The 25,565-nt window shown below is 68.3% G+C and carries 25 protein-coding genes and 1 tRNA gene; 14 read left to right on the forward strand and 12 right to left on the reverse strand.

Annotated elements, in window-relative coordinates:
• The 4 genes from ACFVV0_RS04745 to ACFVV0_RS04760 are packed head-to-tail and all read right to left on the reverse strand — an operon-like array spanning position 1 to position 3,944.
• Positions 1–813 (reverse strand): ABC transporter permease, encoded by an 813-nt coding sequence (locus tag ACFVV0_RS04745; protein ID WP_387058926.1) that lies wholly within the window; start codon positions 811–813, stop codon positions 1–3.
• On the reverse strand, positions 810–1,703 hold the full coding sequence (locus ACFVV0_RS04750) for an ABC transporter ATP-binding protein (RefSeq protein ID WP_387058929.1): 894 nt from the start codon (positions 1,701–1,703) through the stop codon (positions 810–812). Before ACFVV0_RS04750 ends, ACFVV0_RS04745 begins: the two co-directional genes overlap by 4 nt.
• Before the next feature lie 7 nt (positions 1,704–1,710).
• A complete protein-coding gene (locus ACFVV0_RS04755) occupies positions 1,711–2,268 on the reverse strand; it encodes a hypothetical protein (protein WP_387058931.1) in 558 nt (185 codons plus the stop codon).
• Positions 2,265–3,944 (reverse strand): PspC domain-containing protein, encoded by a 1,680-nt coding sequence (locus ACFVV0_RS04760; RefSeq protein ID WP_387058934.1) that lies wholly within the window; start codon positions 3,942–3,944, stop codon positions 2,265–2,267. The genes ACFVV0_RS04755 and ACFVV0_RS04760 overlap by 4 nt, the downstream gene beginning before the upstream one ends.
• Positions 3,945–4,057: 113 nt before the next feature.
• Here ACFVV0_RS04760 and ACFVV0_RS04765 point away from each other — a divergent pair, with 113 nt between their 5' ends.
• Together ACFVV0_RS04765 and ACFVV0_RS04770 are read left to right on the forward strand one after the other, a co-directional pair.
• Positions 4,058–5,317: a PspC domain-containing protein gene (locus tag ACFVV0_RS04765; RefSeq protein ID WP_387058937.1), complete on the forward strand. Its 1,260-nt coding sequence runs from the start codon at positions 4,058–4,060 to the stop codon at positions 5,315–5,317.
• Complete coding sequence (locus ACFVV0_RS04770) at positions 5,314–6,021, forward strand: LuxR C-terminal-related transcriptional regulator (protein ID WP_387058940.1); 708 nt, start codon at positions 5,314–5,316, stop codon at positions 6,019–6,021. The genes ACFVV0_RS04765 and ACFVV0_RS04770 overlap by 4 nt, the downstream gene beginning before the upstream one ends.
• Here ACFVV0_RS04770 and ACFVV0_RS04775 read toward each other — a convergent pair.
• Entirely contained in the window at positions 5,987–6,982 is a 996-nt protein-coding gene (locus ACFVV0_RS04775) for a hypothetical protein (protein WP_387058942.1), read from the reverse strand. The two genes, ACFVV0_RS04770 and ACFVV0_RS04775, sit on opposite strands and share 35 nt — an antisense overlap.
• A gap of 153 nt (positions 6,983–7,135) precedes the next feature.
• Positions 7,136–8,347, reverse strand: a complete 1,212-nt coding sequence (locus ACFVV0_RS04780; RefSeq protein WP_387058944.1) for a pyridoxal phosphate-dependent aminotransferase — start codon at positions 8,345–8,347, stop codon at positions 7,136–7,138.
• A 216-nt stretch (positions 8,348–8,563) separates the two neighbouring features.
• Here ACFVV0_RS04780 and ACFVV0_RS04785 point away from each other — a divergent pair.
• The 7 genes from ACFVV0_RS04785 (at position 8,564) to ACFVV0_RS04815 (ending at position 14,114) form a co-directional block, all read left to right on the forward strand.
• Positions 8,564–8,636, forward strand: a tRNA-Trp gene (locus ACFVV0_RS04785).
• Between the two features lie 42 nt (positions 8,637–8,678).
• Complete coding sequence (secE, locus tag ACFVV0_RS04790) at positions 8,679–8,951, forward strand: preprotein translocase subunit SecE (RefSeq protein WP_387058947.1); 273 nt, start codon at positions 8,679–8,681, stop codon at positions 8,949–8,951.
• Positions 8,952–9,002: 51 nt separating this feature from the next.
• Positions 9,003–9,926 carry a transcription termination/antitermination protein NusG gene (gene nusG / locus ACFVV0_RS04795; protein ID WP_387058950.1) on the forward strand — a complete coding sequence of 308 codons (924 nt, stop codon included), beginning with the start codon at positions 9,003–9,005 and terminating at the stop codon, positions 9,924–9,926.
• Between the two features lie 104 nt (positions 9,927–10,030).
• Complete coding sequence (gene rplK, locus ACFVV0_RS04800; RefSeq protein WP_387058953.1) at positions 10,031–10,462, forward strand: 50S ribosomal protein L11; 432 nt, start codon at positions 10,031–10,033, stop codon at positions 10,460–10,462.
• 91 nt (positions 10,463–10,553) lie between these two features.
• Complete coding sequence (gene rplA, locus ACFVV0_RS04805) at positions 10,554–11,243, forward strand: 50S ribosomal protein L1 (RefSeq protein ID WP_387058957.1); 690 nt, start codon at positions 10,554–10,556, stop codon at positions 11,241–11,243.
• A 243-nt stretch (positions 11,244–11,486) separates the two neighbouring features.
• Positions 11,487–13,484: a protease pro-enzyme activation domain-containing protein gene (locus ACFVV0_RS04810; RefSeq protein WP_387058960.1), complete on the forward strand. Its 1,998-nt coding sequence runs from the start codon at positions 11,487–11,489 to the stop codon at positions 13,482–13,484.
• Between the two features lie 78 nt (positions 13,485–13,562).
• On the forward strand, positions 13,563–14,114 hold the full coding sequence (locus tag ACFVV0_RS04815; protein WP_387058962.1) for a GNAT family N-acetyltransferase: 552 nt from the start codon (positions 13,563–13,565) through the stop codon (positions 14,112–14,114).
• 16 nt (positions 14,115–14,130) lie between these two features.
• Here ACFVV0_RS04815 and ACFVV0_RS04820 read toward each other — a convergent pair whose 3' ends face one another.
• Positions 14,131–15,099 carry an NADP-dependent oxidoreductase gene (locus tag ACFVV0_RS04820; RefSeq protein WP_387059481.1) on the reverse strand — a complete coding sequence of 323 codons (969 nt, stop codon included), beginning with the start codon at positions 15,097–15,099 and terminating at the stop codon, positions 14,131–14,133.
• A 140-nt stretch (positions 15,100–15,239) separates the two neighbouring features.
• Between ACFVV0_RS04820 and ACFVV0_RS04825 the strand changes: the two genes are divergently transcribed.
• A complete protein-coding gene (locus tag ACFVV0_RS04825) occupies positions 15,240–15,968 on the forward strand; it encodes a DUF998 domain-containing protein (RefSeq protein WP_387058965.1) in 729 nt (242 codons plus the stop codon).
• A gap of 29 nt (positions 15,969–15,997) precedes the next feature.
• On the opposite strand, the gene ACFVV0_RS04830 is transcribed toward ACFVV0_RS04825, so the two are convergent.
• From ACFVV0_RS04830 to ACFVV0_RS04850, 5 genes are all read right to left on the reverse strand, one after another.
• Positions 15,998–16,717, reverse strand: a complete 720-nt coding sequence (locus ACFVV0_RS04830) for a YqaJ viral recombinase family protein (RefSeq protein ID WP_387058968.1) — start codon at positions 16,715–16,717, stop codon at positions 15,998–16,000.
• A gap of 19 nt (positions 16,718–16,736) precedes the next feature.
• Complete coding sequence (locus ACFVV0_RS04835) at positions 16,737–17,795, reverse strand: Gfo/Idh/MocA family protein (protein WP_387058971.1); 1,059 nt, start codon at positions 17,793–17,795, stop codon at positions 16,737–16,739.
• 227 nt (positions 17,796–18,022) lie between these two features.
• Positions 18,023–18,766, reverse strand: a complete 744-nt coding sequence (locus ACFVV0_RS04840) for a ThuA domain-containing protein (protein ID WP_387058974.1) — start codon at positions 18,764–18,766, stop codon at positions 18,023–18,025.
• A 2-nt stretch (positions 18,767–18,768) separates the two neighbouring features.
• Entirely contained in the window at positions 18,769–19,932 is a 1,164-nt protein-coding gene (locus ACFVV0_RS04845) for a Gfo/Idh/MocA family protein (RefSeq protein WP_387058977.1), read from the reverse strand.
• Positions 19,933–20,069: 137 nt separating this feature from the next.
• A complete protein-coding gene (locus ACFVV0_RS04850; protein ID WP_387058980.1) occupies positions 20,070–21,275 on the reverse strand; it encodes an ROK family protein in 1,206 nt (401 codons plus the stop codon).
• Between the two features lie 179 nt (positions 21,276–21,454).
• Between ACFVV0_RS04850 and ACFVV0_RS04855 the strand changes: the two genes are divergently transcribed.
• The 4 genes from ACFVV0_RS04855 (at position 21,455) to ACFVV0_RS04870 (ending at position 25,562) form a co-directional block, all read left to right on the forward strand.
• Positions 21,455–22,177: a sugar phosphate isomerase/epimerase family protein gene (locus tag ACFVV0_RS04855; RefSeq protein WP_387059484.1), complete on the forward strand. Its 723-nt coding sequence runs from the start codon at positions 21,455–21,457 to the stop codon at positions 22,175–22,177.
• Complete coding sequence (locus tag ACFVV0_RS04860) at positions 22,174–23,268, forward strand: Gfo/Idh/MocA family protein (RefSeq protein WP_387058982.1); 1,095 nt, start codon at positions 22,174–22,176, stop codon at positions 23,266–23,268. The genes ACFVV0_RS04855 and ACFVV0_RS04860 overlap by 4 nt, the downstream gene beginning before the upstream one ends.
• Positions 23,269–23,337: 69 nt before the next feature.
• On the forward strand, positions 23,338–24,507 hold the full coding sequence (locus tag ACFVV0_RS04865) for a Gfo/Idh/MocA family protein (protein ID WP_387058985.1): 1,170 nt from the start codon (positions 23,338–23,340) through the stop codon (positions 24,505–24,507).
• Positions 24,504–25,562, forward strand: coding sequence for a sugar phosphate isomerase/epimerase family protein (locus tag ACFVV0_RS04870; protein WP_387058987.1), 1,059 nt, complete (start codon positions 24,504–24,506; stop codon positions 25,560–25,562). Before ACFVV0_RS04865 ends, ACFVV0_RS04870 begins: the two co-directional genes overlap by 4 nt.
• Positions 25,563–25,565 lie beyond the last annotated feature (3 nt).

The following is a 25,565-nucleotide window of genomic DNA, read 5'->3' on the forward strand; positions in this document are numbered from 1 at the left end:
TCAGCGGTCCTTGCGGATCCACCGGAAGGTCAGGCGGCAGACGATGAGTCCGACCACCAGCCAGACGGAGAGCACCAGAGCGATCAGGCCGAGCTGCCAGCTCCCGCTGGGCTCCTGCGACTCGAAGCTCGCCGGGAGGAAGACGCTGCGCATCCCCTGCGCGATCCACTTGAGCGGAAAGATGCTGGCGATGTTCTGCAGCCACTCCGGAAGCAGATTGAAGGCGAGGTACACCCCAGAGATGAACTGAAGGATCAGCACAATCGGGATGACCACAGCGGTCGCGCTCTTGCCGGTGCGGGGCACGGACGAAAGAGCGATACCGAGCACAGCGGAGGTGAAGATTCCGAGCAGGTAGACCCACAGGAACCGCAGCCAGAGGGCGGGGTCGGTCGGCAGGGCGACATCGAATGCGAAGCGGGCTACGAGCAGCAGAAGCAGGACCTGCAGAGCGCTCGTGGCGATGACCTGGCCCATCTTGCCGAAGAAGTAGGAGACGACCGGAAGCGGGGTGCCACCGAGGCGCTTCAGAGTTCCGTCGCCCTTCTCCATGGCGATATCGACCGCCAGGTTCTGCACGCCGCTGAGCAGGATGCCGGCGGCGATCATCCCGGGCAGATAGTAGGCGGCCTGAGTGATCCCGCCTGTGCCGTCAGGCGCCGCGCCGACGTTGCCCAGACCCTGGAACGCGACGGAGAAGATCCCGAGCATGACAACGGGAAAGAGAAAGGTGAAGAAGATCGTGTCACCCTGACGAAAGTAGACGGCGACCTCGTAGCTCACTCGGTTGATCCCCAGCGCGACAGTCCTCATCGGGCCGACCCCGCTCCCGGCTGCCCGAGCGCTTCCGCCTCGGTCGCCTCCCGCACCAGGTCGAGGTAGATGTCCTCCAGGCTGGGCCGGATCACCTCGAGGTCCCGTGGTTCGCCGCCGAGCTCGGCCGTGAGCCGCGCGATGACCGCGGCAGGCGCATCCGTGCGCTCGGATCGTGCCTGACCGTTCTGATCGCGCCAGCGCACGATCGGAACCCGCGCATCCGCACCCCCGATCGAATCGACATCGCCGATGTCGATGAGCCGGCCGCTGGCGATCACCGCGACCCGGTCGCTCAGCTGGGCGGCCTCATCGAGGTAGTGCGTCGTGAGGAGGATCGTCGTGCCCTCCCGCTTCAGCCCGCGGATCAGTTCCCAGAAGTCGCGGCGCGCTTCCGGGTCGAAACCAGTGGTCGGTTCGTCGAGAAACAGCAGCTCCGGTCGTCCGATCACCCCGAGGGCCACATCCACGCGCCGCCGCTGCCCGCCGGACAGATTCTTGATGCGGGTCTTCGCCTTGTCGGCGAGTCCGACGGCCGCGATGACCTCCTCGACATCGCGAGGGTTGGGATAGAAGCGCGCGAAATGGGTCAACTGCTCCCGAACGCTCACGTTGCCGGCCTCGCCGCTCGATTGGAGCACGATTCCGATCCGCGCCTTCCAGTCGAGTCGGCCCCGGTGCGGATCGACGCCGAGAACGCTGGCCTCGCCGCCGCTGCGATCCCGGTAGCCCTCGAGGATCTCGATCGTCGTGCTCTTGCCCGCGCCGTTCGGCCCCAGCAGGGCGAACGTTTCCCCGGCGGCGATCTCGAAACTCACCCCCCGGAGCGCCTCGAACGCGCCGTATTCCTTGCGGAGCTCGCGGACCGCGACGGCGGGGGAGGAGGTCATGTGACCATCATGCCCGGCGGTTGCGTTGAGCGCTCCTCACCACTGCCAACAAGGCGAGGATCAGGATGAACACCCCGACCGCGACGACGGCCAGCGTCCACGCCGCTCCCGGCGTCAGAGCCTCCACCCACGACTCGAACGCGAGCTTACGATCGGGGGACGACACCGTGTAGAGCACGAAGCCGGCGATCGCCACGAGAATCGCGCCCCACACGACCCCGCCCCAGCGGACGTGCGGCCGACCGACCGCGACGGCTTCCGTCGCGATGGGTGTGGAAGCGTACGTCCACGCAGGCGAAGGCGTCGGCGGAACCGGCGCGGCCGGCGCAGAGGGGTCGGGCGACGTCGGCGAGGTCTCGCCCGTCGCCTCATCCGCCGCGGGAGTCGCGATCGACTCGAGCTGCTCGGTGGGCCCGCTCGCCCCGGGAGTGGTTTCGGTCGTGGGTTCGGGGACAATTTCGGTCGTGCTTTCGGGCGTGCCCGTGGCCTTTCCGGCGGGCTTGCCAGCGGCCTTGCGGGCGCCGGCGCCGGTTTCCGTGGTCGGGTTGTCTCCGTTGGTGCTCATTGTTCGGCTCCCTCGTTCTGGTCGGGGTCGAGAATCTGGACGGTCAGTTCTCCGGTCTGCTGGATGCGGAGGATCGAGTCGGGCGTGCCACCCGGCCCGACGAACACGTCGAGAGTGCAGGTGCCGCTCCGATCCGGAGTGCAGCTGTGCTGAACGGACTGCCCGTTCGACTCGTCGACGACGTAAAGGCTCCCGCCGTGCAGTTCCGCTTTGATCTCCACGGTCAGGTCGGACGGAACCGTCGCCGTGGTCGTGCCTGCGCCCTTGACGAGGTCCACCACGGGCGCTGTGGGATAGGCAGCGAGCCCCGGGTCGAGGACCAGGTCGGTGTAGCCGTACGGCTGCGCGATGCTCTTGCTCCCCGATACGTTCAGGTAGGCGCCGTCGAAGACGAGCTGCCGATCCCGGGGGATGAGGGCGCTCACCACCGTCACTGCCGCCAGAAGGATGCCCAGGAAGATCAGGAAGCCGCTCCGGCGCTTGGCGAGGCCCGCGATCAGCACGGCCACCCCGAACACGCCGGTCGCCACAGCGAAGGCGGCGGTGAGGCCGTAGTCCGGCAGATCGGTCATCTGCCACAGAGCCTGCGTGAGCGCGGCTCCGACGAGAGCGACTCCGATGACGACCCAGCCGACGGCTGCGCCGACGCGAGGGTTCGCGGCGCGCCGCGCCCTCCGTTCGGCGGCGGCCCGTGCGGACAACGCCGCGGACTGTGCCCGGATCTCAGCCGAACGCTGGGCTTTCACGGCGCGCATGTCCTCGTTGAGCCGCTGTTTCCATTGGGCGTGCTCGGCCTGCCAGGCAGTGTGCCGGGCCTGCCAGTCGGCGACGTCCTGGTTGGATGCCCCGACCGTGGGGGCCGGCGGCTCCGAGGGCTCGGAAGAGGTGTCGAGGGATGGGGCGGCGGGCACGGTCGCGTCCGTGCCCGTTGCACCAGCGGCGGCTCCCGTGGAGGCCGGAGCGTCCGATGCTGCCGACGCCGGGGCCGGTGACTCGGTCGGTGCCGCAGCAGCTGCGAATGCGCTCGCACCGGCGGCCGCAGCACCCGCACCCGCGGCCGCAGTGGCCGGCGCCGCCGTCGAGGCGTACGGCGCCCCCGCGGGGGCAGACGCCGACGCAGGGAACCCGCTCCAGGTTCCGCCTCGGCGCGTGGCGACGATCACCAGGGCGACGAGCGCGCCGAGGACGATCAGCGTCCAGATGATCCGTCCGACAGCGTCGGCCCAGGATGGCGTGTTCCAGAACCCGCCTCCGACCCACCACAGTCCCTGTGCCATCGGGAGCAGTGACAGCAGAGCCATCGCGCCGATCCCGACGATCGCGGGCTGGAAGTCGCCTTCGATCAGCCGCTGCAGGTGGATGCGGTTCTCCCGGTCGGGGAGTAACGCCCACGCCGCCGCGTAGAGCAGCAGCACAGGGGCGCCGAGGATGGCCGCCACGACGACGATGCCGCGCACGATGATCGGGTCGATCCCGAGCCGGTTGGCGATCGCGGCACAGACACCGCCGATCCAGCCGTCTGTGCGCACGAGCCCGAGCCCGCGCATCCAGTCGAAGAAGCGGGTGCCGCGCCCCGAGAGACCGGTCTGAGGGCCGCCGTACGGCGATGAGGGTGTGCCGGCGCCTGCATTGGGCGGCGGTGGGGGAGGCGGAGGCGTCGATTCGTGCTGTGACATGCTTCGATCGTGGCCTTCCGCCGGACGGCCTGCTATGGGGTATCACCCTGAGCCGCCCCTGATTCCCTCCGACTGGGGTGTCGGGGCTCTCCCGAGTCTGCTTGGATTTCACCATGACCCAGACCGCTTCCTCGCATGCTCCGCGCTCGCCGCGGGCTCCGCGGGCGCCGCGCGGGCAATCCGCCTCGCGGATGCCGCTCGCGCGACCGCGGGTCTGTGTGCTCGGCGGGGTGAGTCAGGCGCTTGCCGACCACCTGGGGTGGCCCGTCACGGCCGTGCGGTGGATCTTCGTCGGACTCTCGCTGTTCGGAGGCGCCGGGGTGCTCCTCTACCTCTGGCTGTGGGCACTCACGCCCCTGCGTGCTCCGGTAGTCGCCGACCCAGCGGGCGCGCCAACACCGGGCGGGCCGGTCGACGGTGTGCAGCGCACGGTCCCGGTGGCCTGGGTCCTTCTCGCGCTTGCGGCCGTAGCCGGAATCGGCACGATCGTGACCGCGGTCTTCGGCGGGAACCCGTTCGGCCTGCTCGCGCTGGTCGGTCTGATGATCGCCTTCGCCGTCGCCGCCGTGAGCTGGGACCAGCTCGTGGACGTCGGGGATGCGGCGCGCGGTCGCGCATCCTCGGCCCTCCTCCGAGTCGTCTCGGGTGCATTCCTCCTCTTCATCGCGGTCGCGCTGGCCGCCACTCCGAGCCGCGTCGGTTCCGGATGGGTCTGGGCGTCGATCATCGCCGTCACGTTCGCCGGCGCGGCCGTTCTACTCGCCCCGTGGGCTTTCCGCCTCTGGCGCGAACTCATCTCGGAACGCACCGCCCGCATCAAGGAGGAGCAGCGCGCCGAGATCGCCGCCCACCTGCACGATTCGGTGCTCCAGACCCTCGCCCTCATCCAGAACCGGGCCGGCGCGTCGAGCGAGGTGGCACGCATCGCCCGCGCCCAGGAGCGCGAATTGCGCGAGTGGCTGTTCGCCGGCGCCGAGGCTCCGTCGAGCGACCTGGCCACCGACCTGCGCGACTTCGCGGCGGCACTGGAGATCGACCATCCGGTGCACATCGATGTCGTCGCAGTGGGGGAACCGGTCGAGCGGGGAACGGCTGAACTCGCCGCCGCCGCGCGCGAGGCGATGCTGAACGCCGCACGCCACGCCGGCGGCGAGATCTCGGTGTACGTCGAAAGCCGCCCTGGCGCGGTCGATGTCTTCGTGCGAGACCGCGGTGCCGGGTTCGACGTGGACTCCCTGCCTGAGGGGCGCCTCGGCGTTCGGGAGTCGATCATCGGCCGCATGAAACGCGCCGGCGGGGGCGCGACCGTCTCCTCCCGTGATTCCGGCACCGAAGTACACCTGAGCATCGAGTTTGCGAACGAGGCACCATGAGCGACGACCACACCACCCCGACCGATCCGGCCACCCCGGCGACCCCGGCCACCACCCCGATCTCGGTCGCCATCATCGACGACCACTCGATCTTCCGCTCGGGGCTGCGTGCCGACCTCGACGCGCGTCTCTCCGTCGTCGCTGAAGCGGCTGACGTGGATGCTGCGGTCGCCGCCATCCTCGGCTCCCGCCCAGAGGTGGTGCTGCTCGACGTGCACCTCCCCGGAGGCGCCGGTGGCGGGGGCGCCGAGGTCGTCCGCCGCACCATCGCCCACTGCCCCGACACCCGTTTCCTGGCGTTGAGCGTGTCCGATGCCGCCGAGGATGTCGTGGGCGTGATCCGCGCGGGCGCCCGCGGCTATCTCACGAAGGGAAGTTCCGGCAGCCAGGTGAGCGACGCCGTCGTGGCCGTCGCGAGCGGGGACGCCGTGTTCTCGCCACGCCTCGCCGGGTTCGTGCTCGACGCGTTCGGTGTCGCCGCGGGCGAGCAGGCCGAGACCACGGACGAGCTCGATCGCCTCTCCGCACGCGAGCGCGAGGTCATGCGGCTGATCGCACGAGGCCACTCCTACAAAGAGGTCGCCGCCGACCTCTTCATCTCGATCAAGACCGTCGAGACCCACGTCTCCGCGGTTCTCCGCAAACTGCAGCTCTCCTCCCGTCACGAGCTCACCGCCTGGGCCTTGGAGCGAAAGCTCCTCTAGCGCCGCGACTCCGCTGAGTCGCGGCAATCCGACCTTCCCGGAGCGCGGGAAGATCGATCTGCCGCGACTCGACGCGCATATGGAGAAGGTCCCGTACGAGGGTGACGACGGCGGCCTCGGAACGGATGTCGTCGGGCCCGAGCAGGACCACGGTCGATCCTGCGGCCTGCAGGTCGAGCGTGCGTGTCAGATCGCGGCGGAATTGTCCGCGTTCGCGGTGGTGGTCGCCTTGGTATTCGAGGATCAGCCCACGGTCGAGGAAGGCGAAGTCTGCGCGATATTCGCGCCCGCTCGCGCCATGCACCGGGGCGTTGATGCTGAGTCCGGGAACGCCGGCTCGAACGAGTGCGATCCGGATTCGCGATTCCTGCGGCGACTCGGAGCGTTCGTGCACCAGGGGAAGGGCCGCTTGGAGCGTTCGCCGACCGCGTCGCCCCGGGTACTCTTCCACCGCAGCCGCGAGCTCTTCCGGCGAAGCCAGCGGGTTCGCGCGTCGAATGATGAAGTCGCCCGCAGCGACCAGGTCTTCGAGATTCAAACGTGACCCGAGTTCGCACCACAGGCGCGGCGGCGAGCTGACGCGCAACCCACTCCGGCTGACAACGTCCGTCGCGTGGAACCGTACCGCGTGCCCCCTCACCGCGCGCCCCTCGGGTGCCCGGCGTGGCCACTCGACCGAGACGTCGATCGTGGGGGATGTCGCACCGATCGGCAGCGGAACGCCCCAGATCTCGGCGGCCGTGACATGACTGAAGAATGCCTCGGGCGGCGCTTTCAGGGCGAACGCGACGCATCGGGCCAGGACATCGTCTTCGACCTCCGCGGGCATCCTCACCCCATGGAACGGGCGCGTGAGGTCGCTGCCGTAGAGGCGTCGCTCGCCGAGATCCGCCTGGCGCGCAGCACGCACCGAGAACGGCGCCTCCCGGAACGGCGGGGGGAGTTCGATGCGTGGTCTCATGCCTCCACACTGCCCGCCGAAGCACGCTCCGCCCGGGTTATCCCCAGGGCCTCTCACCCATCCACAGCCCGAGTCGCGGCACATCGACCTTCCCGCGACACCGGAAGGTCGATTTGCCGCGACTCGACGAAAAGCGAGCCAGGAAAAGGCGCGCTACACGAAGAGCCGCTGCAGCCGACGCACGCCCTCGAGCAGCTCGTCGTCGCCGAGCGCGTAGGAGAGGCGGAGGTAGCCCGAGGGCCCGAACGCCTCGCCGGGCACGACGGCGACCTCGGCCTGGTCGAGGATCAGGTCGGCGAGCTCGAGCGATGTCGTCGGGGTGATTCCACCCCACGGTCGTCCCAGCAGTCCCGACACGTCGGGGTAGACGTAGAACGCGCCGAGCGGGGTGGGGGTGCGGATGCCCGGGATCGCGTTGAGTTCGGCCACGATCGTTCGGCGGCGCCGGTCGAAGGCGAGGCGCATCTGCTCTTCCGGCTCTTGCGGCCCCGTGAGCGCTTCGAGCGCTGCGCGCTGGGAGATGTTCGACACATTCGACGAGAGGTGCGATTGGAGGTTCGCTGCCGCCGCGATGGCATCGGCGGGCCCGGTCATCCAGCCCACTCGCCAACCGGTCATCGCGTAGGTCTTCGCGACGCCGTTGACGAGGATGGTGCGGTCTGCGAGCTCGGGCACCGCCTCCACGATCGAGACCGCCCTCACGCCGTCGTAGGTGAGGTTCTGGTAGATCTCGTCGGCGATGACCCACAGGCCGTGCGCATCCGCCCATCGCCCGATCTCCTCGACCTGCGACGGCGAGTACACGGCACCGGTCGGGTTCGAGGGCGACACGAAGAGCAGCACCTTCGTGCGGTCGGTGCGGGCCGCCTCGAGCTGATCGACGGTGACGAGGTAGTCCTGGTCGGCGCCCGCGAACACGTCGACCTGCGTTCCGCCGGCGAGCTTGATGACTTCGGGATACGTCGTCCAGTACGGCGCGGGGACCAGCACCTCGTCGCCCGGGTCGAGCAGAGTGGCGAATGCCTGGTAGACGGCCTGTTTGCCGCCGTTGGTGACGACGACCTGCGACGGGGACACCGCCAGGCCGGAATCGCGCAGCGTCTTGGCGGCGATCGCCTCACGCAGTTCGGGCAGCCCGGCCGCGGGGGTGTACCGGTAGTTGCGCGGGTCGCCGACGGCGTCCAGCGCCGCGTCCACGATGTTCGACGGAGTGACGAAGTCGGGCTCGCCCGCGGCGAAGCTGATGACCGGACGGCCCTGCGCCCGGAGGGCCTTCGCCTTGGCGTCGACCTTGAGGGTGGCAGACTCGGCGATGGCGCCGATCCGGCGGGAGATGCGGGGGAGATCACGGTGCTGGTCGGTCACGGTGCCCAACTTTACAGTCCCGCATCCGTCACATACACTTGGTCGCGGTAGTTGAAATCTGCCATGCTTTTTTGCGCCCATTTTCATGTGTAAGCACGTCACGTGAAAACACAGCGGCAGAGCGACTGCGAAATCCTCCCGGAGTAATCTCGGAGTGTGATCGGTTAGCCTTGTCCGAGGATGTGCGCGATCGAGTGTCGCGGTTTCCACTTTCCTAGGGCGGTGGCTCAATTGGTAGAGCAGCGGTCTCCAAAACCGCAGGTTGCAGGTTCGAGTCCTGTCCGCCCTGCAAGCCGGCATTCCGATGCCGGCCCACGAAAGGTGTAACGAGGTGGCCCGAAAAGTTATCGACGAGCCGAGCGAGGAAGTCGTCGCAAACGCGAAGAAAGAGCGCGCTGCGAAGCGTGGACCCTTCGCACGGATCGCCCTGTTCATCCGGCAGGTCATCGGTGAGCTCAAGAAGGTGGTCACACCTACCCGCAAAGAACTGCTGAGCTACACCGGCGTCGTGCTGGTCTTCGTGGTGATCATGATGGGGATCGTCTCCCTGTTCGACTGGGTCTTCGGGCTCGCAGTCGTCTGGGTGTTCGGCAATCCGTCCTAACGACGGCAGTCTGCGCCGCATGCGGCCAACGACAGAAATGGAATGAATTCAGTGTCTGAGACAAATCGCGACGACGTGGACTGGGCGACCGCAGCCGAGCAGTCCTCCGAAGACGATGAGGCGCAGACCGGCAACGTTCTGGCCGCCGATGAAGACTCCGTCGACGCCGCCGAGCACGAGGCTCTCCACGTCGTCGCCGAAGACGGAACCGAGATCGATCTCGATGCCGTGCTCGACGCGATGGCCGAGGCCGTCGACCCCGAGGCCGACCGCGCCGTCGACGAGGCTCTCGAAGTGGACGACGACCACGAGGCCGAGGCTGCTCTCGAAGCCGTCGAAGACGAAGACGAGAACGCCACCGACCCGTACGAAGAGTTCCGCGCCGAGCTGCGCGCCAAGTTCGGCAAGTGGTACGTCATCCACTCGTACGCCGGCTTCGAGCGTCGCGTGAAGTCGAACATCGAGAACCGCATGGTCTCGATGTCGATGGAGGACTTCATCTTCGAGGTGCAGGTTCCCATGGAAGACGTGGTCGAGATCAAGAACGGCCAGCGCAAGATGGTCAACCGCGTGCGCATCCCGGGCTACGTGCTCGTGCGCATGGACCTGAACGAAGACAGCTGGTCCGTCGTCCGTCACACGCCGGGCGTCACCGGATTCGTCGGCAACGCGCACAACCCCACCCCCCTTCGTTTCGAAGAAGCCTTCTCGATGCTCAAGAGCCTCGTGCAGGTGCAGGAGGCTCCGGCCAAGGGCGGCGCCGCCAAGGGCGCCAAGACCGCTCAGCGCGTCATCCCGGCCGAGGTCGACTTCGAGATCGGCGAGACCATCACCATCAAGGAGGGTTCGTTCGCGGGCCTTCCCGGTTCGATCAGCGAGATCAAGCCCGAGAGCGGCAAGCTCACCGTGCTCGTCTCCCTCTTCGAGCGCGAGACGCCGGTCGAGCTCAGCTTCGACCAGGTCACGAAGCTCTAACCGCCCCCAGATTTTCAGAACACCGGGTCTCGGAACGGCCGAGAAACCGGGAGAGCCGTTCGGGATGCATCCTGAACGCTCGAATACACAAAGAAGGAAGAAACATGGCACCGAAGAAAAAGGTCACTGGTCTGATCAAGCTTCAGATCAACGCCGGCGCCGCCAACCCCGCTCCGCCGATCGGTCCGGCGCTGGGTCAGCACGGCGTCAACATCATGGAGTTCTGCAAGGCGTACAACGCGGCGACCGAGTCGCAGCGCGGCAACGTCATCCCGGTCGAGATCACCGTCTACGAGGACCGTTCGTTCACGTTCATCCTCAAGACCCCGCCGGCCGCAGAGCTCATCAAGAAGGCCGCAGGCGTCGCCAAGGGCTCCGGAGTTCCGCACACCACCAAGGTCGGCAAGCTGACCCAGGAGCAGGTGCGCTCGATCGCCGAGCAGAAGATGGTCGACCTCAACGCGAACGACATCGACGCTGCGTCGAAGATCATCGCCGGCACGGCCCGCTCCATGGGAATCACGGTCGAGGCCTAAACAGCCCTCCGTCCATCCCAGGACGCCAGCACAGACACATTCGTGGCAGAGCTTCGCCAGGCTCGCACCACATTCTCGATAGGAGAAACAAATGGCACAGAAGTCAAAGGCCTACCGGGCCGCGGCCGAGAAGATCGAGGCCGGAAAGTACTACACCCCCGCAGAGGCCGTCTCGCTTGCCCGCGAGACCGGCTCGAGCAAGTTCAACTCGACCGTCGAGGTCGCGCTGAAGCTGGGCGTCGACCCGCGCAAGGCGGACCAGATGGTCCGCGGCACCGTGATTCTTCCTCACGGTACCGGTAAGACCGCGCGCGTCATCGTGTTCGCGACGGGCCCGGCCGCCGAGGCCGCCATCGCAGCCGGTGCGGACGAGGTCGGCGGCGCCGAGCTCATCGAGAAGGTCGCCGGCGGCTACACCGCCTTCGACTCGGCCGTCTCCACCCCGGAGCTCATGGGCCAGGTCGGTCGTCTCGGAAAGGTTCTGGGCCCGCGCGGCCTCATGCCGAACCCGAAGACCGGAACCGTGACCCCGGATGTGGCCAAGGCCGTCTCCGACATCAAGGGCGGAAAGATCGAGTTCCGTGTCGACAAGCACGCCAACGTGCACTTCGTCGTCGGCAAGGCGGGCTTCTCCACCGAGCAGCTCCAGGACAACATCAGCGCCGCCCTCGAAGAGGTCATGCGCCTGAAGCCGTCCTCGTCGAAGGGCCGCTACATCCAGAAGGGCGCCGTGTCGACCACGTTCGGCCCGGGCATCCCGCTGGACGTCAACGCCATCTAGTCCTCGTGCTCGTTCGAAGGCCCGCTCCGTGAAGGAGCGGGCCTTCGTCGTTGTGGGGGCGTGTACGCATCCGGAACCCCTCGAGCGACATGAGGATAGTTCATTTGGGGCAATCATAATGACAGACCTGTCTACCCCCTCTTGTGGTGGTAGAACACTCGGGTCTACTCTCGCGCTTGGTACGCACCGCGTGCCAGCTCACAGTCGAGTAGGGGCTCACTGCCCCAGTAAGGATTGCTTGAGATGACAACTCGCATCAACCGGCGGCCACTCCACAAGAGGGCCGTCGGAATCGTTGCCACCGTGACCGCCGTGGTGGCATTGTCGCTATCCGGCGTGGGGGCGGCCAACGCCGCCGACCGGGTCGCCTTCGCCGATTCGGTTCCCGCCTGGGCGACCTCCGCCAACGACGCCGGAGCTGCCCCGACCGACGAGACGTTCGAAGGGGAGATCTACCTCCCGCTGCGCGACCAGCGGGGCGCGGAGGCGCTGGCGAAGGCGGTGTCGTCTCCCATCAACCTGGCGTTCCGCAAATCGCTCAGCCCCAGCCAGTGGATCAACCGGTTCTCGCCGACCCAGGCGGACTCCGATGCGATCGTGAGCTTTCTCAAGACGGCCGGCTTGACCATCTCCGCAGTTCCGGCGAGCCGTCAGTACGTGGTGTTCCGCGGAACGGCCGAGCAGCTCGGTTCGATCTTCGGAACCTCGCTGCACGCGTTCAACTACGCGGGCCGTCAGCTCGTCGCCCCGACCTCGGCCCCGTCGCTTCCGGCAGCGGTGGGCTCGAAGGTGTCGGGCATCAGCATCGAGCAGTCCCGGATGCTGACCAAGCCGGACTCGATCAAGCAGGGCGACCTGGGCGCATCCGGTGAACCGCAGCTCAGCCGCAAGGCAGCCGCAGCTCCCGTCGTCGACACCCCGTGTTCGCACTACATCGGCGAGCACGTCGTCACCGTGCCGCCGAGCTACAACGGGCAGACGCAGTACAGCACCTTCAACTGCGGCTACACCCCGGCTCAGCTGCGTTCGGCCTACGGCCTCGACGGACTGAGCAAGCAGGGCATCAACGGCTCCGGGCAGACCGTGGCGATCATCGATGCCTACGCCAGCCCGACCATCCTGAACGATGTGAACACCTACTCGGCCGCGAACGGCGAGCCCGGCCTCACCAACTCCAGCTACCAGCAGCTGGTGCCGAAGCCGAGCGAGTTCACCGACCAGGCGGCGTGCCAGTTCCCGAGCGGATGGCAGGGTGAGCAGACGCTCGACGTCGAATCCGTCCACGGCGTCGCACCCGGTGCGCGCATCCTGTATGTCGGCGGCACGAACTGCGGCGGCGGGCTCGACGTGGCGATGTCCAAGATCCTCGACAACAAGCTCGCCACCATCGTGAGCAACAGCTACGGCAATGTTGGCGAGGCGGTTCCGGCCGACGTGCTCCAGGGCGAGGCGAACCTGCAGATCCAGGCCGCCGGCGAGGGCATCGGACTCTACTTCTCGAGCGGCGACAACGGTGACGAGGTTGCGAACCTCGGCTACCCGTCGCCGGACTTCCCGGCTTCGTCGCCGTGGGTCACCTCGGTGGGCGGAACCAGCATGGCCATCGACAAGAACGGCAAGATCCTCTACGAGACGGGCTGGGGCGACAAGGTCGACCAGATCGTGAAGGACGCGTCGGGCAACCTCGCCTACGCGGAGACGCTGCCCGGTACGCGGTTCGTCGGCGGCGCCGGCGGCGGGACCAGCGCAGTATTCGCTCAGCCGGACTACCAGAAGTACGCGGTTCCGGCCGCGCTCGCCGGTGGGCACCGGGTCTCGCCTGATGTCGCAGCGCTCGCCGACCCGTACACCGGGTTCCAGATCGGGATCCGTCCGATCATCGACGACGACACCCTCGAGACGGGCGACTTCATCAACGAGACGTACGGCGGAACCTCGCTCGCCTCGCCGATCGTCGCCGCGCAGATCGCGATCGTGCAGCAGTCGACCCACACGTCGATCGGGTTCGCCAACCCGACGCTGTATGCGGTCGACCGGGTGCTGCCGAAGAGCTTCCGCGACGTCGTACCGCAGAACCCGACGCAGGCGGTCGCCTACACGAGTGCGAGCAGTGGGAACAGCTACCTCGTCTCGTTCGATCAGGACACCTCGCTGAAGACGGCGAAGGGATACGACAACGTCACCGGCCTCGGCGGCGTCTCGTTCTCGCTGCTGTCTCTGGTGGCCTCTGGGCGCCACTAGCGCCACGGATCACCGGGCCGGCCGCCTCACCAGGTGGCCGGCCCTCTCCGTGCCCGCGCACGGCGATACAGTGAAGAGATGACCGTCACGATCCGCCCCGCAGGGGTTCAGGATGCGGGGGCGCTCGCCGCCGTCGCCGCCGAGACCTTCTCGCTCGCCTGCCCGCCGCACACCACCGAAGAGGCGAAGGCCCAGTTCATCGCGACGGTGCTCTCCGAGACCCGGTTCGAGGAGTACCTCGCCGATGACCGGCGCGTGCTCCTGATCGCCGAGGACGTCGACGAGGAGGACGGCGGTGCGGTCGCGCTCGGCTACACCATGGTGAACGTCGGCGAGCCGGCGGATGCGGACGTTCAGTCGGCGATCCGCATCCGGCCCACCAGCGAGCTCAGCAAGTGCTACGTGCTCGCGGGTCACCACGGCGGCGGTGTCGCTGCCTCGCTGATGACGGCGAGCCTCGAAGCCGCCGCGGCCCGCGGAGCCGAGGGAATCTGGCTCGGCGTGAACGAGGAGAACGGGCGGGCGCAGCGCTTCTACGGCAAGCACGGGTTCGAGCGGGTCGGCTCGAAGCGGTTCCTGGTGGGGGAGCGCTGGGAGGACGACTGGGTGATGGAGCGATCGCTGCCGTGAACCGAGCGCGCCCCGCCTAGCCCTCGGCGACCTTGACGACGATCTTCCCCCGGGTGTGTCCGCTTTCGATGGCGCGGTGGGCGTCGGCGATCTCGTCGAGCGCGAAGATCTGCTGCACGTGAACCTTCACATTGCCCGATTCGAGCAGACGCGCGATCACGGCGAGAGCGTTGCCGTCGGGGGCGACCTTGAAGTCGGTGCCGCGCATCCCGGCCGCCGCCACATCCTCCTGGAAGGTCGGCCAGCTGCCGGTCGGCGCGTTCACGATGAGTCCGCCGGGCCGCACCACCTTCAGTGACCGGGTTCCCGTGTCGTCGTGCACGTTGCCGACCAGGTCGATGACGACGTCGACATCGCGCACCACGTTTTCGAAACGCGTCGTCGTGTAGTCGATCAGCTCGGTCGCGCCCAGCGAGCGCAGCCAGGTGAGGTTCGGCGTCGACGTCGTGGCGATCACGTGCGCACCGAAGTACGAGGCGAACTGCACCGCGAAGTGGCCGACGCCTCCGCTGCCGGCGTGGATGAGCATCCGTTGCCCCTCGTGGGCCTTCGCCACCTCGACGACCATGCCCCACGCCGTCAGGGCGGCGAGCGGGACTCCGGCCGCCTCGATGTGGGAGAGGGTGCTCGGCTTGCGCACGACGCTCAGGCTCGGCACCGAGACGTACTCGGCGTAGCTTCCGCTGAACCGGGGCACCATGACCATCCCGAACACCTCGTCGCCCGGTTTGATCGGATGCGCACTGTACGGCGACTGCACGACCACGCCGCTGAAGTCGTGGCCGAGCACCGCGGGAAGGGTGTGGATGGCGCCGAACACTCCGCGCCCGGCACGTGTCTTGGCGTCGATCGGGTTGACGCTCGAGGCGACGACCTTCACGAGGAATTCGGCGTTCACCCGGTCGGGCACGGCCGTCTCGGCGATCTCGAGCTCGTCGGGAGTGCCGGGCCGGCGGAGGAGAGCTGCCCGCATCGTCGTCAACATTCGTCGTCCCATCGTCGGTTCGTTCCTCAGTCAAGCCCGCCAATGATTCGCCGGTGTTACGAGGGCGTCACCGCTTGTGAACAATCCGTTTCGGATACCCCCAGGCCGTCTTCCCGATTTCGCTGGTTATGATGCTGCACGTGACCCGACTGCTCCGATCCGATGGCCGAGTGCGGCTGTTGCGGATCGTTCGTCAGCCGTTCGCCGTTCCACTGCTCGCCCGCGGCTGGCAGCGCGCCGTTCCGGTGCTGCTCGCGATCGGGACCATCGCGGTTCTCGGCGGCCTCACCGTTATCTGGGCTGCGCGGCTCACGGTGCCGTATCCGGTGTACGTGAGCGAGCTCGGTGCGAACGGAGCGCCGACGGCCGAACCCTTCGCGGTGGCTCTGCTCAGCATCGCGGCGGGCGGGTTCTCGATCGCGTTGGCGAGCGGGCACATCCGGTCGGCCGCGCCGGTGCTCGGACGCTGGGCACCCGCGCTCACTCTTGGATTCGCGGGGTTGTGCTTCGTGGTCGCATCGCAGATCACATGCACAGCGGCCTGCCCGGTTCCCCTCATCGACCCGCGCTCGACCGTGCAAGACCTGGTGCACACCCTGACAGCCGTTCTCGGATTCGCGGCGGCTTGCTATGCCATGCTGCAGGTCGCCTTCGCCGCCGCACTGCCACGCATCGCGCGCTTCTCGCTGCTCTGCTGCGTCTTGGTCGCGTCGATCACGATCGTCGGTGGTCTGTTCGCGCTGGTGCACGTCGCGGTGGAGGTGGGCGCCTGGCTCGAGCTCGCGGGCACAACGGTCGCGATCGCGTGGCTGGCGGTCTACGGAGTGTCTCTGGCGCGCGTTCGCGTGCTGGTCGGGGATACGCGCTAGCTGCGCCGCCCGACCGTGCGGCCGGCCGTTCAGCCGGCGGGTTGCGTGCGCTGCCGGAGCACCGCGATGAGGTCGCCTGCCAGCGCGACGAGCGTGGCGATCTCGGCGTCGTCGCGGTCGACCCACTGGCACTGGGGCTCCTCGTGCACCGGGACGAAGTTCACGTGCTGCTCCCAGACGAACAGGGTTCGCTCGGCGCCGAGCACGTACTGCTGCCACCAGATCTGACGCAGGTAGTTGCGCGGGATGCTGCGGAACTCCTTGTTCGTCGTCTTGATCTCCGCCAGCTCGAGCGATCCCGTCGACCGCAGCGCGAGACCGTCGGGCGTCGCCAGGTGGCGGCGATCCCGTTCAGCATGGAAGAGCGCGTCGCTGGGGTGGATGCCATGAGTCGCGGCGACCCACGAGGCGATCTGCGGTTCGCGGTCCCGCCCGTGCTGGGTGTAGACATTCCCGCCGAAGCCCGTGCCGTGCAGCTTGTCGTATGCGGCGCTCTGCACGGAACGGGGAGTGGAGAGCTTCGCGACATCGGTCGCGGTGATCCCGCGGCTACGTGCCCGCAGCCAGGCGACGCGGTCGCTCGAGCGGGCGACCACGCGGCCGAGGTGCCCGGTCACGACGGGAGCCCCGGATGCGGTTCCCGCGCCCGCACGCGCGCCCGGCGGGGTGCGCTCGGGAAGTCCGAGGTCGAGCTCCGGCGCCGCCGGCTCGGAGAGAGCGAGCGGGCGGGTCAGAGCGAGGTCGAACATGCTCCCATTCTGCCCCGTGTCACCCGGCTGCGGCAGCGCCCACGCCCAGCGCACCGATCTGCCGCCGCGCTTCGTCGATGGTCTCGAGGGTGCTGATCGCCTCGTCGAGCGGATGCAGCGGGGAGTCGGTGAGGCCCTCGGCGACGTAGCGGGCCAGCGCCGCGGCCTCGTACACCATCCCTTCGCGACCGGGCCGGCCGTACGGGTCCTCCCAGTGGATGGAGAGCGTGCCGTCCGCTTCGTGGAACCGCAGCCCGCTCGGCGCCCAGAACGGGCTGTCGGTCTCGACCCGGCCCGCCGATCCGCAGATCGTCGCAAGCGATGGCGTGCCGGATCGCAGCCCCGTGCTCAGCAGTGCCTGGGCGCCGTCGGCGGAGTTCAGGATGAGGGCGACCTGCTCGTCGACGCCGGTCGGGGCGAGTGTGCCGCTGGCGATCACGCCGGCGGGGGCGCCGAGGGCGAACGACGCCCAGGAGACCGCGTAGACGCCCAGGTCCAGCAGTGCGCCGCCGCCCAGGGCCGGGTCGAAGAGCCTGCTGGCGGGGTCGAAGGTGGCGGCGAATCCGAAGTCGGCGGTCACGACGCGCACCTCACCGAACACGCCGTCGGCGAGGAGCTGGCGCAGGATGTCGGTCTGCGGGAGGTAGCGCGTCCACATGGCCTCCATCGCGAAGACGCCTGCCTCCCGTGCGGCGGCTGCGATCTCCCGGGCCTCGTGCGGCCGCACGGCGATCGGCTTCTCGATGAGGACGTTCTTGCCCGCCGCGATCGCCAGAAGGGCGAGCTCTGCGTGCTGCGGATGCGGTGAGGCGACGTACACGACGTCGACCTCCGGATCGGCGACGAGCTGCTCGTACGAGCCGTACGACCGTTCGACGCCGTGCGCGGCGGCGAAGGCGGCTGCACGGTCGGCGGAGCGGGAACCGGCGGCCACGACGCGCTGGGTTGAGTGCGTGTGCAGCGCATCCGTGAAGTCTGCGGCGATGGCGCCCGGGGCCAGAACACCCCAGCGCAGCGCAGGAGCATCCGCGGGGTCGGGAAACCGGGGACTGGGCAGGGTCTGGAAGACACGGGTCATGTCTCCAGTCTGCACTAGATGCACGTATTCCGGCGCCGATCGCGCGACTTTCGCTTGACGATCGTTCGAAGTGCATTAAGGTAGACGTACCTAAGGCATAAAAGCCATACTCACACAGTGCTTCAGACTTGCTGACCGGGCGCGACATCGTCGGCGCGCTCGTCGGCTATGAGACGGGGCGCGCGGTTCGATTCCCCCCAAAACCCCACCGCGCGCCCCTCCGGGGTTCAGCGCGGCCAGACCCCCGCATCCGGATTCGACACCTCGGGCGACCGGCGCGGGCCGGGGAGCGGCGCCGCCCAGCGGACGCCGTTGGCGAGTACGCGACGCACCTGCGGGTGGAAGTACACGGGGTACTCCTGATCGCCCGGGCTGAAGTAGAAGATCTTGCCGCGGCCGCGGGTGAAGGTCACACCCGAGCGGAAGACCTCGCCGCCGGTGAACGAGCTGATGAAGACGAGGTCGTCTGGAGTGGGGATGTCGAAGAACTCGCCGTACATCTCCTGCGCCTCGATCAGAATGGGCTGCTCGATGCCCTCGGCGATCGGATGCGTCGGGGCGACCGTCCAGACCAGCTCGCGCTCGCCGCCCTCCGGATTGCGCCAGGCGAGGGAGCACGTGGTGCCGAGCATCCGGATGAAGATCTTCGAGAAGTGCCCGGAATGGAGCACGATCAGACCCATGCCCCCGAGCACGTGCTGCCGCACGCGCTCGACGACCTCGTCGGAGACCTGGTCATGGGCGATGTGACCCCACCAGAGCAGCACGTCGGTGTCGGCGAGCGCCTCCTCGGAGAGGCCGTGCTCAGGGTCCGCGAGCGTGGCGGTGCGGATGCTCGCGTCCGGTCCCAGCAGTTCGCCGAGGCCCTCGGCGATCGCACCGTGGATTCCGTGGGGGTAGATCGCGGCGATCTCGGGCTGGGTGGTCTCGTGGACACCCTCGTTCCAGACGGTGACGCGCAGAGCGGACATGGTCAGGCTCCCTTCGAAGCGGTGAGTGAGTTCGTGGTCGCCGTGCCGGCGTCGCCGGGCTCCGCATCCAATCGCACCTCGGCACCGCGGGCGGCGGACTCGTACGCCGCGTCGATGATGCGGGCGCGTTCGAGCGCGACCGAACCGTCGTAGCGCGACCAGTTCGGCTCGTCCGAGACATGCTCGAGGAACGTCTCGACCACGGCGGTGTGGCCGCGACCCGGGTCGGCGGCGACGTGGACATCGGCCGTCGATTCGCCGTCACCGGTGAAGATGGTCAACTCGCCGGCTGGAGCGTAGTCGACCACGCGCAGGTCGGCGCCGCCCTCGGTGCCGTAGAGGGTGATCCCGAACTCGTCGCCGGCGGGGCGATAGGCGGCCCAGCTCGTCTCGAGCACGAGGGACCCGCCGCCCTCGAGCCGCAGCAGCAGGCTGGCAAGATCTTCGACCTCGTACGCGGAGCCGACGTCCTGCTTGTCGGCGGATGCGCCACCCCGGCCGCGCGACCCCAGCTCGGAGTGCGTTACGGCTGAGACGGCCGTCACGCGCGGCTCGCCGAAGAGGAACATGGCGTAGTCGAGCACATGCACGCCGATGTCGATGAGCGGGCCGCCGCCGGCCATCTCCCGGTTCGTGAACCAGCTGCCCAGGGCCGGGATGCCTTCGCGGCGAAGCCAGGTGGCGCGCCCGTGGTACGGCCGGCCGATCTGTCCCGCATCGATCGCAGCTTTGAGCGCCTCGATGTCGCCGCGCCGGCGGTGGTTGAACGCGACCTCGAGCACGCGACCGCTGGAGTGGGCGGCATCCACCATCGCCTGCGCCTCGACGGCGGTGCGTGCGATGGGCTTCTCACTGAGCACGTGGATGCCCGCCTCGAGTGCACCGACCGCGATCGGCGCGTGCAGGAAGGTGGGCACGGCGACACTGACGACATCGAGGTCGCCGTCGGCCACGAGGTCTTTCCAATCGCGGTAGAGGCGCGTGACTCCGTACTTCGTGCCGAGGGTGGCGCGCGGACCGTCCTCCATGCCGGCGATGGCCACCAGCTCGACGCCGGGCAGGTTCGAATACGCCTCCATGTGCTGCTGGCCGGCCCAGCCGAGGCCGATCACGCCGGCTCGCAGGGGTGTGCTCGTTGTGGTTGGTTCTTCCGCGGTGGTGGTCACGACGGTCCTTCCGGTTCTCTCGATGGTGATTCTCGTTGTACCGCTACTGGTCGTGGGTTGCTAGTGATCCGAGGGGACTCGAAACGATTCGATCGGCGAGATGGAGCGGCGAGGGGTCTCGTTCGGCGGAGGTGGGCTCAGCGGCCCAAGGATCTGGGGGGCGCCGATGCGCGGCGGTCCGCATCCGGATCGAGGGCGTTCTGAATGACCATGATCGCCGCGCCGAGAACGCCGCCGGTGGCGCCAGCGCGCGACTGCGTGATCGTGAGGTACTGCGTGGCGAGCGGGGTGGAGCGCTGGTACACGACTTCGCGAACGCCGGCCAGGAGTTGCTCGCCGACGCGCGACAGGCTGCCGCCCACCACGACGACGGAGGGGTTGAGGAGGTTCACGCAGGTCGCGACGACCTCGCCGAGGTCGCGCCCCGCCTGCCGGATGGCCTGCAGCACGATCGGATTGCCGGTGCGGGCGAGGGTGACCACGTCTTCGCTCGTTTCGGCAGGGATGCCCGCGCCGGTCAGGGCGCGCGCGATGGCCGGGCCGCTCGCGAGCGCCTCGAGGTCGGCGTCCTGGGCGCCGTGACTCGGCGTCTCGGCGCCGAAGGGAACGCGCACGTGTCCGAGGTCACCGGCCGATCCCTGAGCGCCGCGCTGCAGCCGGCCGCCGTTGATGATGCCGGCCCCGATACCGGTGGCGACCTTGACGAAGAGCAGGTCCGACTGGTCGGGCCAGCTGGTGGCGTGCTCGCCCAGGGCGAGCAGGTTCACGTCATTGTCGACGAGCACGGGAACGTCGAAACTCCTGCGCACATACGCGGGGATGTCGAAGCGATCCCATCCGGGCATGATCGGCGGGTTCACGGGCTTGCCGCTCGAGTGCTCGACCGGCCCCGGCACACCGATCCCGATCCCGATCAGATCGCCGTCGGGCCGATTCGACTCTGCGAACAGGATGCCGGCCGTCGTCAGCGCCCAGTCGAGCACGACCTCGGGCCCGTCGGAGATGAGGATGCGGCGGGAATCGCTGTGCAGGATGGTGCCCGCGAGATCTGCGATCGCCACAACCCCGTGCGTCGCTCCGAGGTCGATGGCGATCACGATGCGCGAGCTCGGATTGAAGGCGATCCGGGCGGGCGGCCGACCCCCGGTCGACACGTCGTCGCCCGCGGGCGCGACCAGGCCGCTCGCGGTCAGGCTGTCGATGCGCACCGCGATGGTCGAGCGCGCGAGTCCGGTGAGTTCGGCGAGCTGGGCGCGCGTGCGTGGGACACCGTCGCGCAGGATCGAGAGCAGCTGGGCGGCGTCCGGCGCGACCAGCGTCGACTCGCGCACGCTATCGGTCATGAGGTCATTGAAGCACACCGTTCCTCAGCGATCCAAAGTCTGTTTTGCTTGCGTCACCTTTTGATTGACAATCGGCAGAAGTCTGCTTGAATGGTCAAGCGCGCTACTGCGCGATCCGCGCTCTTGCGCTCCCAATGAATCACTCGACGAGGAGAACAGTGTCGACGTCCAAACTCTCCGTGCAGCTCTATACCGTGCGTGAACTTCTCACCGAAGACACGGTAGGCACGCTCAAGCGCATCGCCGACCTGGGGTTCACCCAGGTCGAGCCGTTCGCATTCCTGTCTTTCGGCGACGACCTCCGTCGCGGTCTCAGCGAGGCCGGCCTGTCCGCCCCGACCACCCACCAGAGCTTCATCGGCGCCGAGCTCGAGCCCGTCTTCGAAGCAGCCAAGGCGCTCGGCATCGAGACGGTCATCGACCCGTTCGTCGATCCCACCCGCTGGCAGACCGCCGAGAGCGTCGACCAGATCGCCGCCCAGCTCAACGAGGCCGCCGAGGTCGCTGCCCGCTACGGTGTGCGCGTCGGCTATCACAACCACGCTCACGAGCTCGAGAGCACCATCGACAGCGTCACCGCGCTCGAGTACTTCGCAGGCAAGCTGTCCGACAAGGTCGTGCTCGAACTCGACACCTACTGGGTGGTCGTCGGCGGGCACGACCCCGTCGAGCTGCTGCACAAGCTGGGCGACCGCGTCGTCGCGCTGCACGTCAAAGACGGTCCCGGCACGACGGAGACGAAAGACCAGGTCGCCGTCGGTCACGGCTCGCTGCCGATCGAAGCCATCGTCGCTGCGGCGCCCGACGCCTTGCGCGTCATCGAGCTCGACGACTCCCGCGGTGACCGATTCCAGGCCATCGCCGACAGCTACACCTTCCTCACCTCTAAGGGACTGGCATGAGCGGCGGCCGCGTCGGCGTCGGTGTCATCGGCGCCGGCGTCATCAGCTCGGAATACCTGAAGAATCTCACCACGTTCCCCGACGTCGAGGTCCGCTTCGTCGCCGACATCGACGAGGAGCGCGCCCGCACCCAGGCTGCGGCTTTCGGCATCGCCGGCTCCGGCTCGGTGGACGAGCTCCTCGCCGATGACGAGATCGAGATCGTCGTCAACCTCACTCTGCCGAAGGTGCACGTCGAGGTGGCGCTCCGGGCGCTCGAGGCGGGCAAGCACGTCTGGAGCGAGAAGCCGTTCGCGCTCGACCGCGAGAGCGGAAAGCAGCTGCTCGAGGCGGCGCACGCTAAGGGGCTGCGGGTGGCGACAGCGCCCGACACGTTCCTCGGTGCGGGCATCCAGTCGTCGCGTCGTCTGGTCGAGAGCGGCGCGATCGGTGCACCGCTCACTGCGCTCACCCTGATGCAGAGCCCCGGTCCCGAGTCCTGGCACCCGAACCCCGACTTCCTCTTCCAGGAGGGCGCCGGACCGCTCTTCGACATCGGGCCGTACTACCTCACGACCCTCGTACAGCTTTTCGGGCCGATCGCGCGAGTGACCGCGGTCGCTTCGAGGTCGCGCGAGACGCGCATCATCGGCTCGGGCCCACGGGCGGGCGAAGAATTCGCCGTCACCGTGCCCACCCATGTGAGCGCGCTGTACGAGTTCGAGGCCGGTCAGACGGCGCAGAGCATCTTCAGCTTCGACTCGAAGCTGGGCCGCACGCAGTTCGAGGTCGCCGGAGTCGACGGAACGCTCGTGGTCCCCGATCCGAACACCTTCGTGGGAGACCTCATCGTGCACGGCGCCGACGGCATCGAGACGATCCCCTCGACAGGCTCGACCAGCAGCCGCGGTACCGGCGTCGTCGAGCTTGCCCGCGCCATCCGCGCCGGCGTACCGGAACGCGCTTCCGGTGAGCAGGCGTACCACGTGCTCGACGTCATGGTCTCGACCATCGAAGCCGGCCTGAGCGGCCTGCCGGTCACCGTCGAAAGCACGGTCACGGTCGCACCGGCTCTTCCGGAGGACTGGGACCCGCGGGCGGCGACTCTCTAGCAGTCGGCGTCGCAGTGGAAGACCGGCGGGATGGAGGGCGGCGCGCGTCGTCGCCGAGAGGATGGATGTATGGCGAAGAGTGAGAGCCCGGGTGGCCCGAGTTCAGGTGGTTCGAGTCTGAGCGGTCCACACGGCGGCGGCGTGAGCGGATCGGGTTCGCGCCCGCCCCGGATCGCGGTCGTCGGTGGCGGCTTCATGGCAGAGGTGCATTCACGTGCTGCGCGGGCAGCCCGGGCGCAGCTCGTCGGAATCGTGTCGTCGACGCCCGAGAAGTCCGCGCGAGCAGCGGAGGCGCTCGGGTTCGATCGCTCCTACGGATCGCTCGACGAACTCCTCGCCGACGACACGATCGATGTCGTCCACATCTGCACGCCGAACACATTGCACGCCGAACAGGCGGCCGCGGTGCTCGCAGCCGGCAAGAACGTGGTGTGCGAGAAGCCGCTCACGACGACGGTCTCGGACGCCGAGGCGCTCGTCGCGGCGGTCGGCCCGCTGACCGCCACCGTGCCATTCGTGTACCGGTTCCACCCGATGGTCCGCGAGGCCAGGGCACGGTTCCGCTCCGGCGAAGCGGGCGAGGTGCTCAGCATCAACGCCTCCTACCTGCAGGACTGGCTGCTCGGAGTGGACGACGACAACTGGCGGGTCGATTCGGCTCAGGGCGGTCGTTCGCGTGCCTTCGCCGACATCGGATCGCACCTCGTCGACCTGGTCGAGTTCGTCAGCGGCGACCGGGTGTCTCGCGTGGCCGCCACCAAGAAGACGGTCTTCAGCGAGCGGGCGTCGCACTCGGGGATCACCACGGAAGACGCGGTCGCGGTCGTCATCGAGACCCGCTCCGGCGCGCTCGGCACCCTCCTGGTCTCGCAAGTGGCCCCCGGGCGCAAGAACCGGCTGTACCTCGAGATCGCCGGCAGCGCAGAAAGCGTCGGCTTCGACCAGGAGCAGCCCGAGACCCTCTGGGTCGGCAAACGGAAGGGCAGCATCCTGCTTCCGCGTGACGCCGATCAGTTGCATGCGGATGCCGCGCGTCTCTGCGTCGTGCCGGCCGGGCACGCGCAGGGCTATCAGGATGCGTTCAACGCCTTCGTCGCCGACACCTACGCGGCGGTCGATGGCGCCGAACCCGAGGGACTGCCGCGCTTCGCCGACGGCCTCCGCGCGGTTCGGGTGACGGATGCGGTGCTCGACTCGGCCGAGGCGGGCACCTGGATCGAGATGGGAACAGAGAAATGACTGACACGACGAGCACGACCGATTCCGGCGCCGCGAAGGAGCTGGCGAGCACGCATCCGGTCACGCTCTTCACCGGGCAGTGGGCCGACCTGACCCTGGAGGAGGTCGCCAAGTACGCGAGCGACTGGGGATACGACGGCCTCGAGATCGCATGCTCCGGTGAGCACCTCGACGTGTGGCGCGCGGCGGAGGACGACGCCTACCTGCAGGGTCGGCTCGACATCCTCGACAAGTACGGCCTCAAGGTCTGGGCGATCTCCAACCACCTGAAGGGCCAGGCGGTCTGCGACGATCCCATCGACTTCCGCCATCAGGCGATCGTCGGGTCGAAGGTGTGGGGCGACGGCGACCCGGAGGGTGTGCGTCAGCGGGCCGCAGAAGAGCTCAAGCTCACCGCCACGGTCGCGCGCAAGCTCGGAGTGGACACCGTGGTGGGCTTCACCGGCTCGAAGATCTGGCCGTACGTCGCTCAGTTCCCGCCCGTTCCCGCGTCGGTCATCGACGCCGGCTACCAGGACTTCGCCGACCGCTGGAACCCCATCCTCGACGTCTTCGACAGTGAGGGCGTCCGGTTCGCGCACGAGGTGCACCCGTCGGAGATCGCCTACGACTACTGGTCGAGTGTCCGCTCGCTCGAGGCGATCGATCACCGCGAAGCGTTCGGGTTCAACTGGGACCCGAGCCACATGATGTGGCAGGACATCGACCCGGTCGGCTTCATCGTGGACTTCAAGGACCGCATCTACCACGTGGACTGCAAAGACACTCGTCTGCGCCCCAAGAACGGGCGGGCCGGCGTGCTCGGGTCCCACCTGCCGTGGGGCGACCCGCGTCGTGGCTGGGACTTCGTGTCGACCGGCCACGGCGACGTTCCCTGGGAGGACTCGTTCCGCGCGCTCGAATCGATCGGCTACACCGGCCCGATCTCGATCGAGTGGGAGGACGCGGGGATGGACAGGCTGCACGGGGCGAAGGAGGCCGTGGGCTACATCCGGTCGCTGCTCTGGAAGCTGCCGACCGCATCCTTCGACGCCGCCTTCAGCAACCAGGACTGACCG

This window comes from Leifsonia sp. NPDC058230 (assembly GCF_042882245.1).
In the GTDB taxonomy this organism is placed as follows: Bacteria; Actinomycetota; Actinomycetes; order Actinomycetales; family Microbacteriaceae; genus Leifsonia.

What these genes read in the sequence shown, in the direction of transcription:
- ACFVV0_RS04745 (WP_387058926.1), bottom strand. Translation starts at nt 813, where the DNA reads ATGAGGACTGTCGCGCTGGGGATCAACCGAGTGAGCTACGAGGTCGCC.
- ACFVV0_RS04750 (WP_387058929.1), bottom strand. Translation starts at nt 1,703, where the DNA reads ATGACCTCCTCCCCCGCCGTCGCGGTCCGCGAGCTCCGCAAGGAATAC.
- ACFVV0_RS04755 (WP_387058931.1), bottom strand. Translation starts at nt 2,268, where the DNA reads ATGAGCACCAACGGAGACAACCCGACCACGGAAACCGGCGCCGGCGCC.
- ACFVV0_RS04760 (WP_387058934.1), bottom strand. Translation starts at nt 3,944, where the DNA reads ATGTCACAGCACGAATCGACGCCTCCGCCTCCCCCACCGCCGCCCAAT.
- ACFVV0_RS04765 (WP_387058937.1), top strand. Translation starts at nt 4,058, where the DNA reads ATGACCCAGACCGCTTCCTCGCATGCTCCGCGCTCGCCGCGGGCTCCG.
- ACFVV0_RS04770 (WP_387058940.1), top strand. Translation starts at nt 5,314, where the DNA reads ATGAGCGACGACCACACCACCCCGACCGATCCGGCCACCCCGGCGACC.
- ACFVV0_RS04775 (WP_387058942.1), bottom strand. Translation starts at nt 6,982, where the DNA reads ATGAGACCACGCATCGAACTCCCCCCGCCGTTCCGGGAGGCGCCGTTC.
- rplK (WP_387058953.1), top strand. Translation starts at nt 10,031, where the DNA reads ATGGCACCGAAGAAAAAGGTCACTGGTCTGATCAAGCTTCAGATCAAC.
- rplA (WP_387058957.1), top strand. Translation starts at nt 10,554, where the DNA reads ATGGCACAGAAGTCAAAGGCCTACCGGGCCGCGGCCGAGAAGATCGAG.
- ACFVV0_RS04810 (WP_387058960.1), top strand. Translation starts at nt 11,487, where the DNA reads ATGACAACTCGCATCAACCGGCGGCCACTCCACAAGAGGGCCGTCGGA.
- ACFVV0_RS04815 (WP_387058962.1), top strand. Translation starts at nt 13,563, where the DNA reads ATGACCGTCACGATCCGCCCCGCAGGGGTTCAGGATGCGGGGGCGCTC.
- ACFVV0_RS04820 (WP_387059481.1), bottom strand. Translation starts at nt 15,099, where the DNA reads ATGTTGACGACGATGCGGGCAGCTCTCCTCCGCCGGCCCGGCACTCCC.
- ACFVV0_RS04830 (WP_387058968.1), bottom strand. Translation starts at nt 16,717, where the DNA reads ATGTTCGACCTCGCTCTGACCCGCCCGCTCGCTCTCTCCGAGCCGGCG.
- ACFVV0_RS04835 (WP_387058971.1), bottom strand. Translation starts at nt 17,795, where the DNA reads ATGACCCGTGTCTTCCAGACCCTGCCCAGTCCCCGGTTTCCCGACCCC.
- ACFVV0_RS04840 (WP_387058974.1), bottom strand. Translation starts at nt 18,766, where the DNA reads ATGTCCGCTCTGCGCGTCACCGTCTGGAACGAGGGTGTCCACGAGACC.
- ACFVV0_RS04850 (WP_387058980.1), bottom strand. Translation starts at nt 21,275, where the DNA reads ATGACCGATAGCGTGCGCGAGTCGACGCTGGTCGCGCCGGACGCCGCC.
- ACFVV0_RS04860 (WP_387058982.1), top strand. Translation starts at nt 22,174, where the DNA reads ATGAGCGGCGGCCGCGTCGGCGTCGGTGTCATCGGCGCCGGCGTCATC.
- ACFVV0_RS04865 (WP_387058985.1), top strand. Translation starts at nt 23,338, where the DNA reads ATGGCGAAGAGTGAGAGCCCGGGTGGCCCGAGTTCAGGTGGTTCGAGT.
- ACFVV0_RS04870 (WP_387058987.1), top strand. Translation starts at nt 24,504, where the DNA reads ATGACTGACACGACGAGCACGACCGATTCCGGCGCCGCGAAGGAGCTG.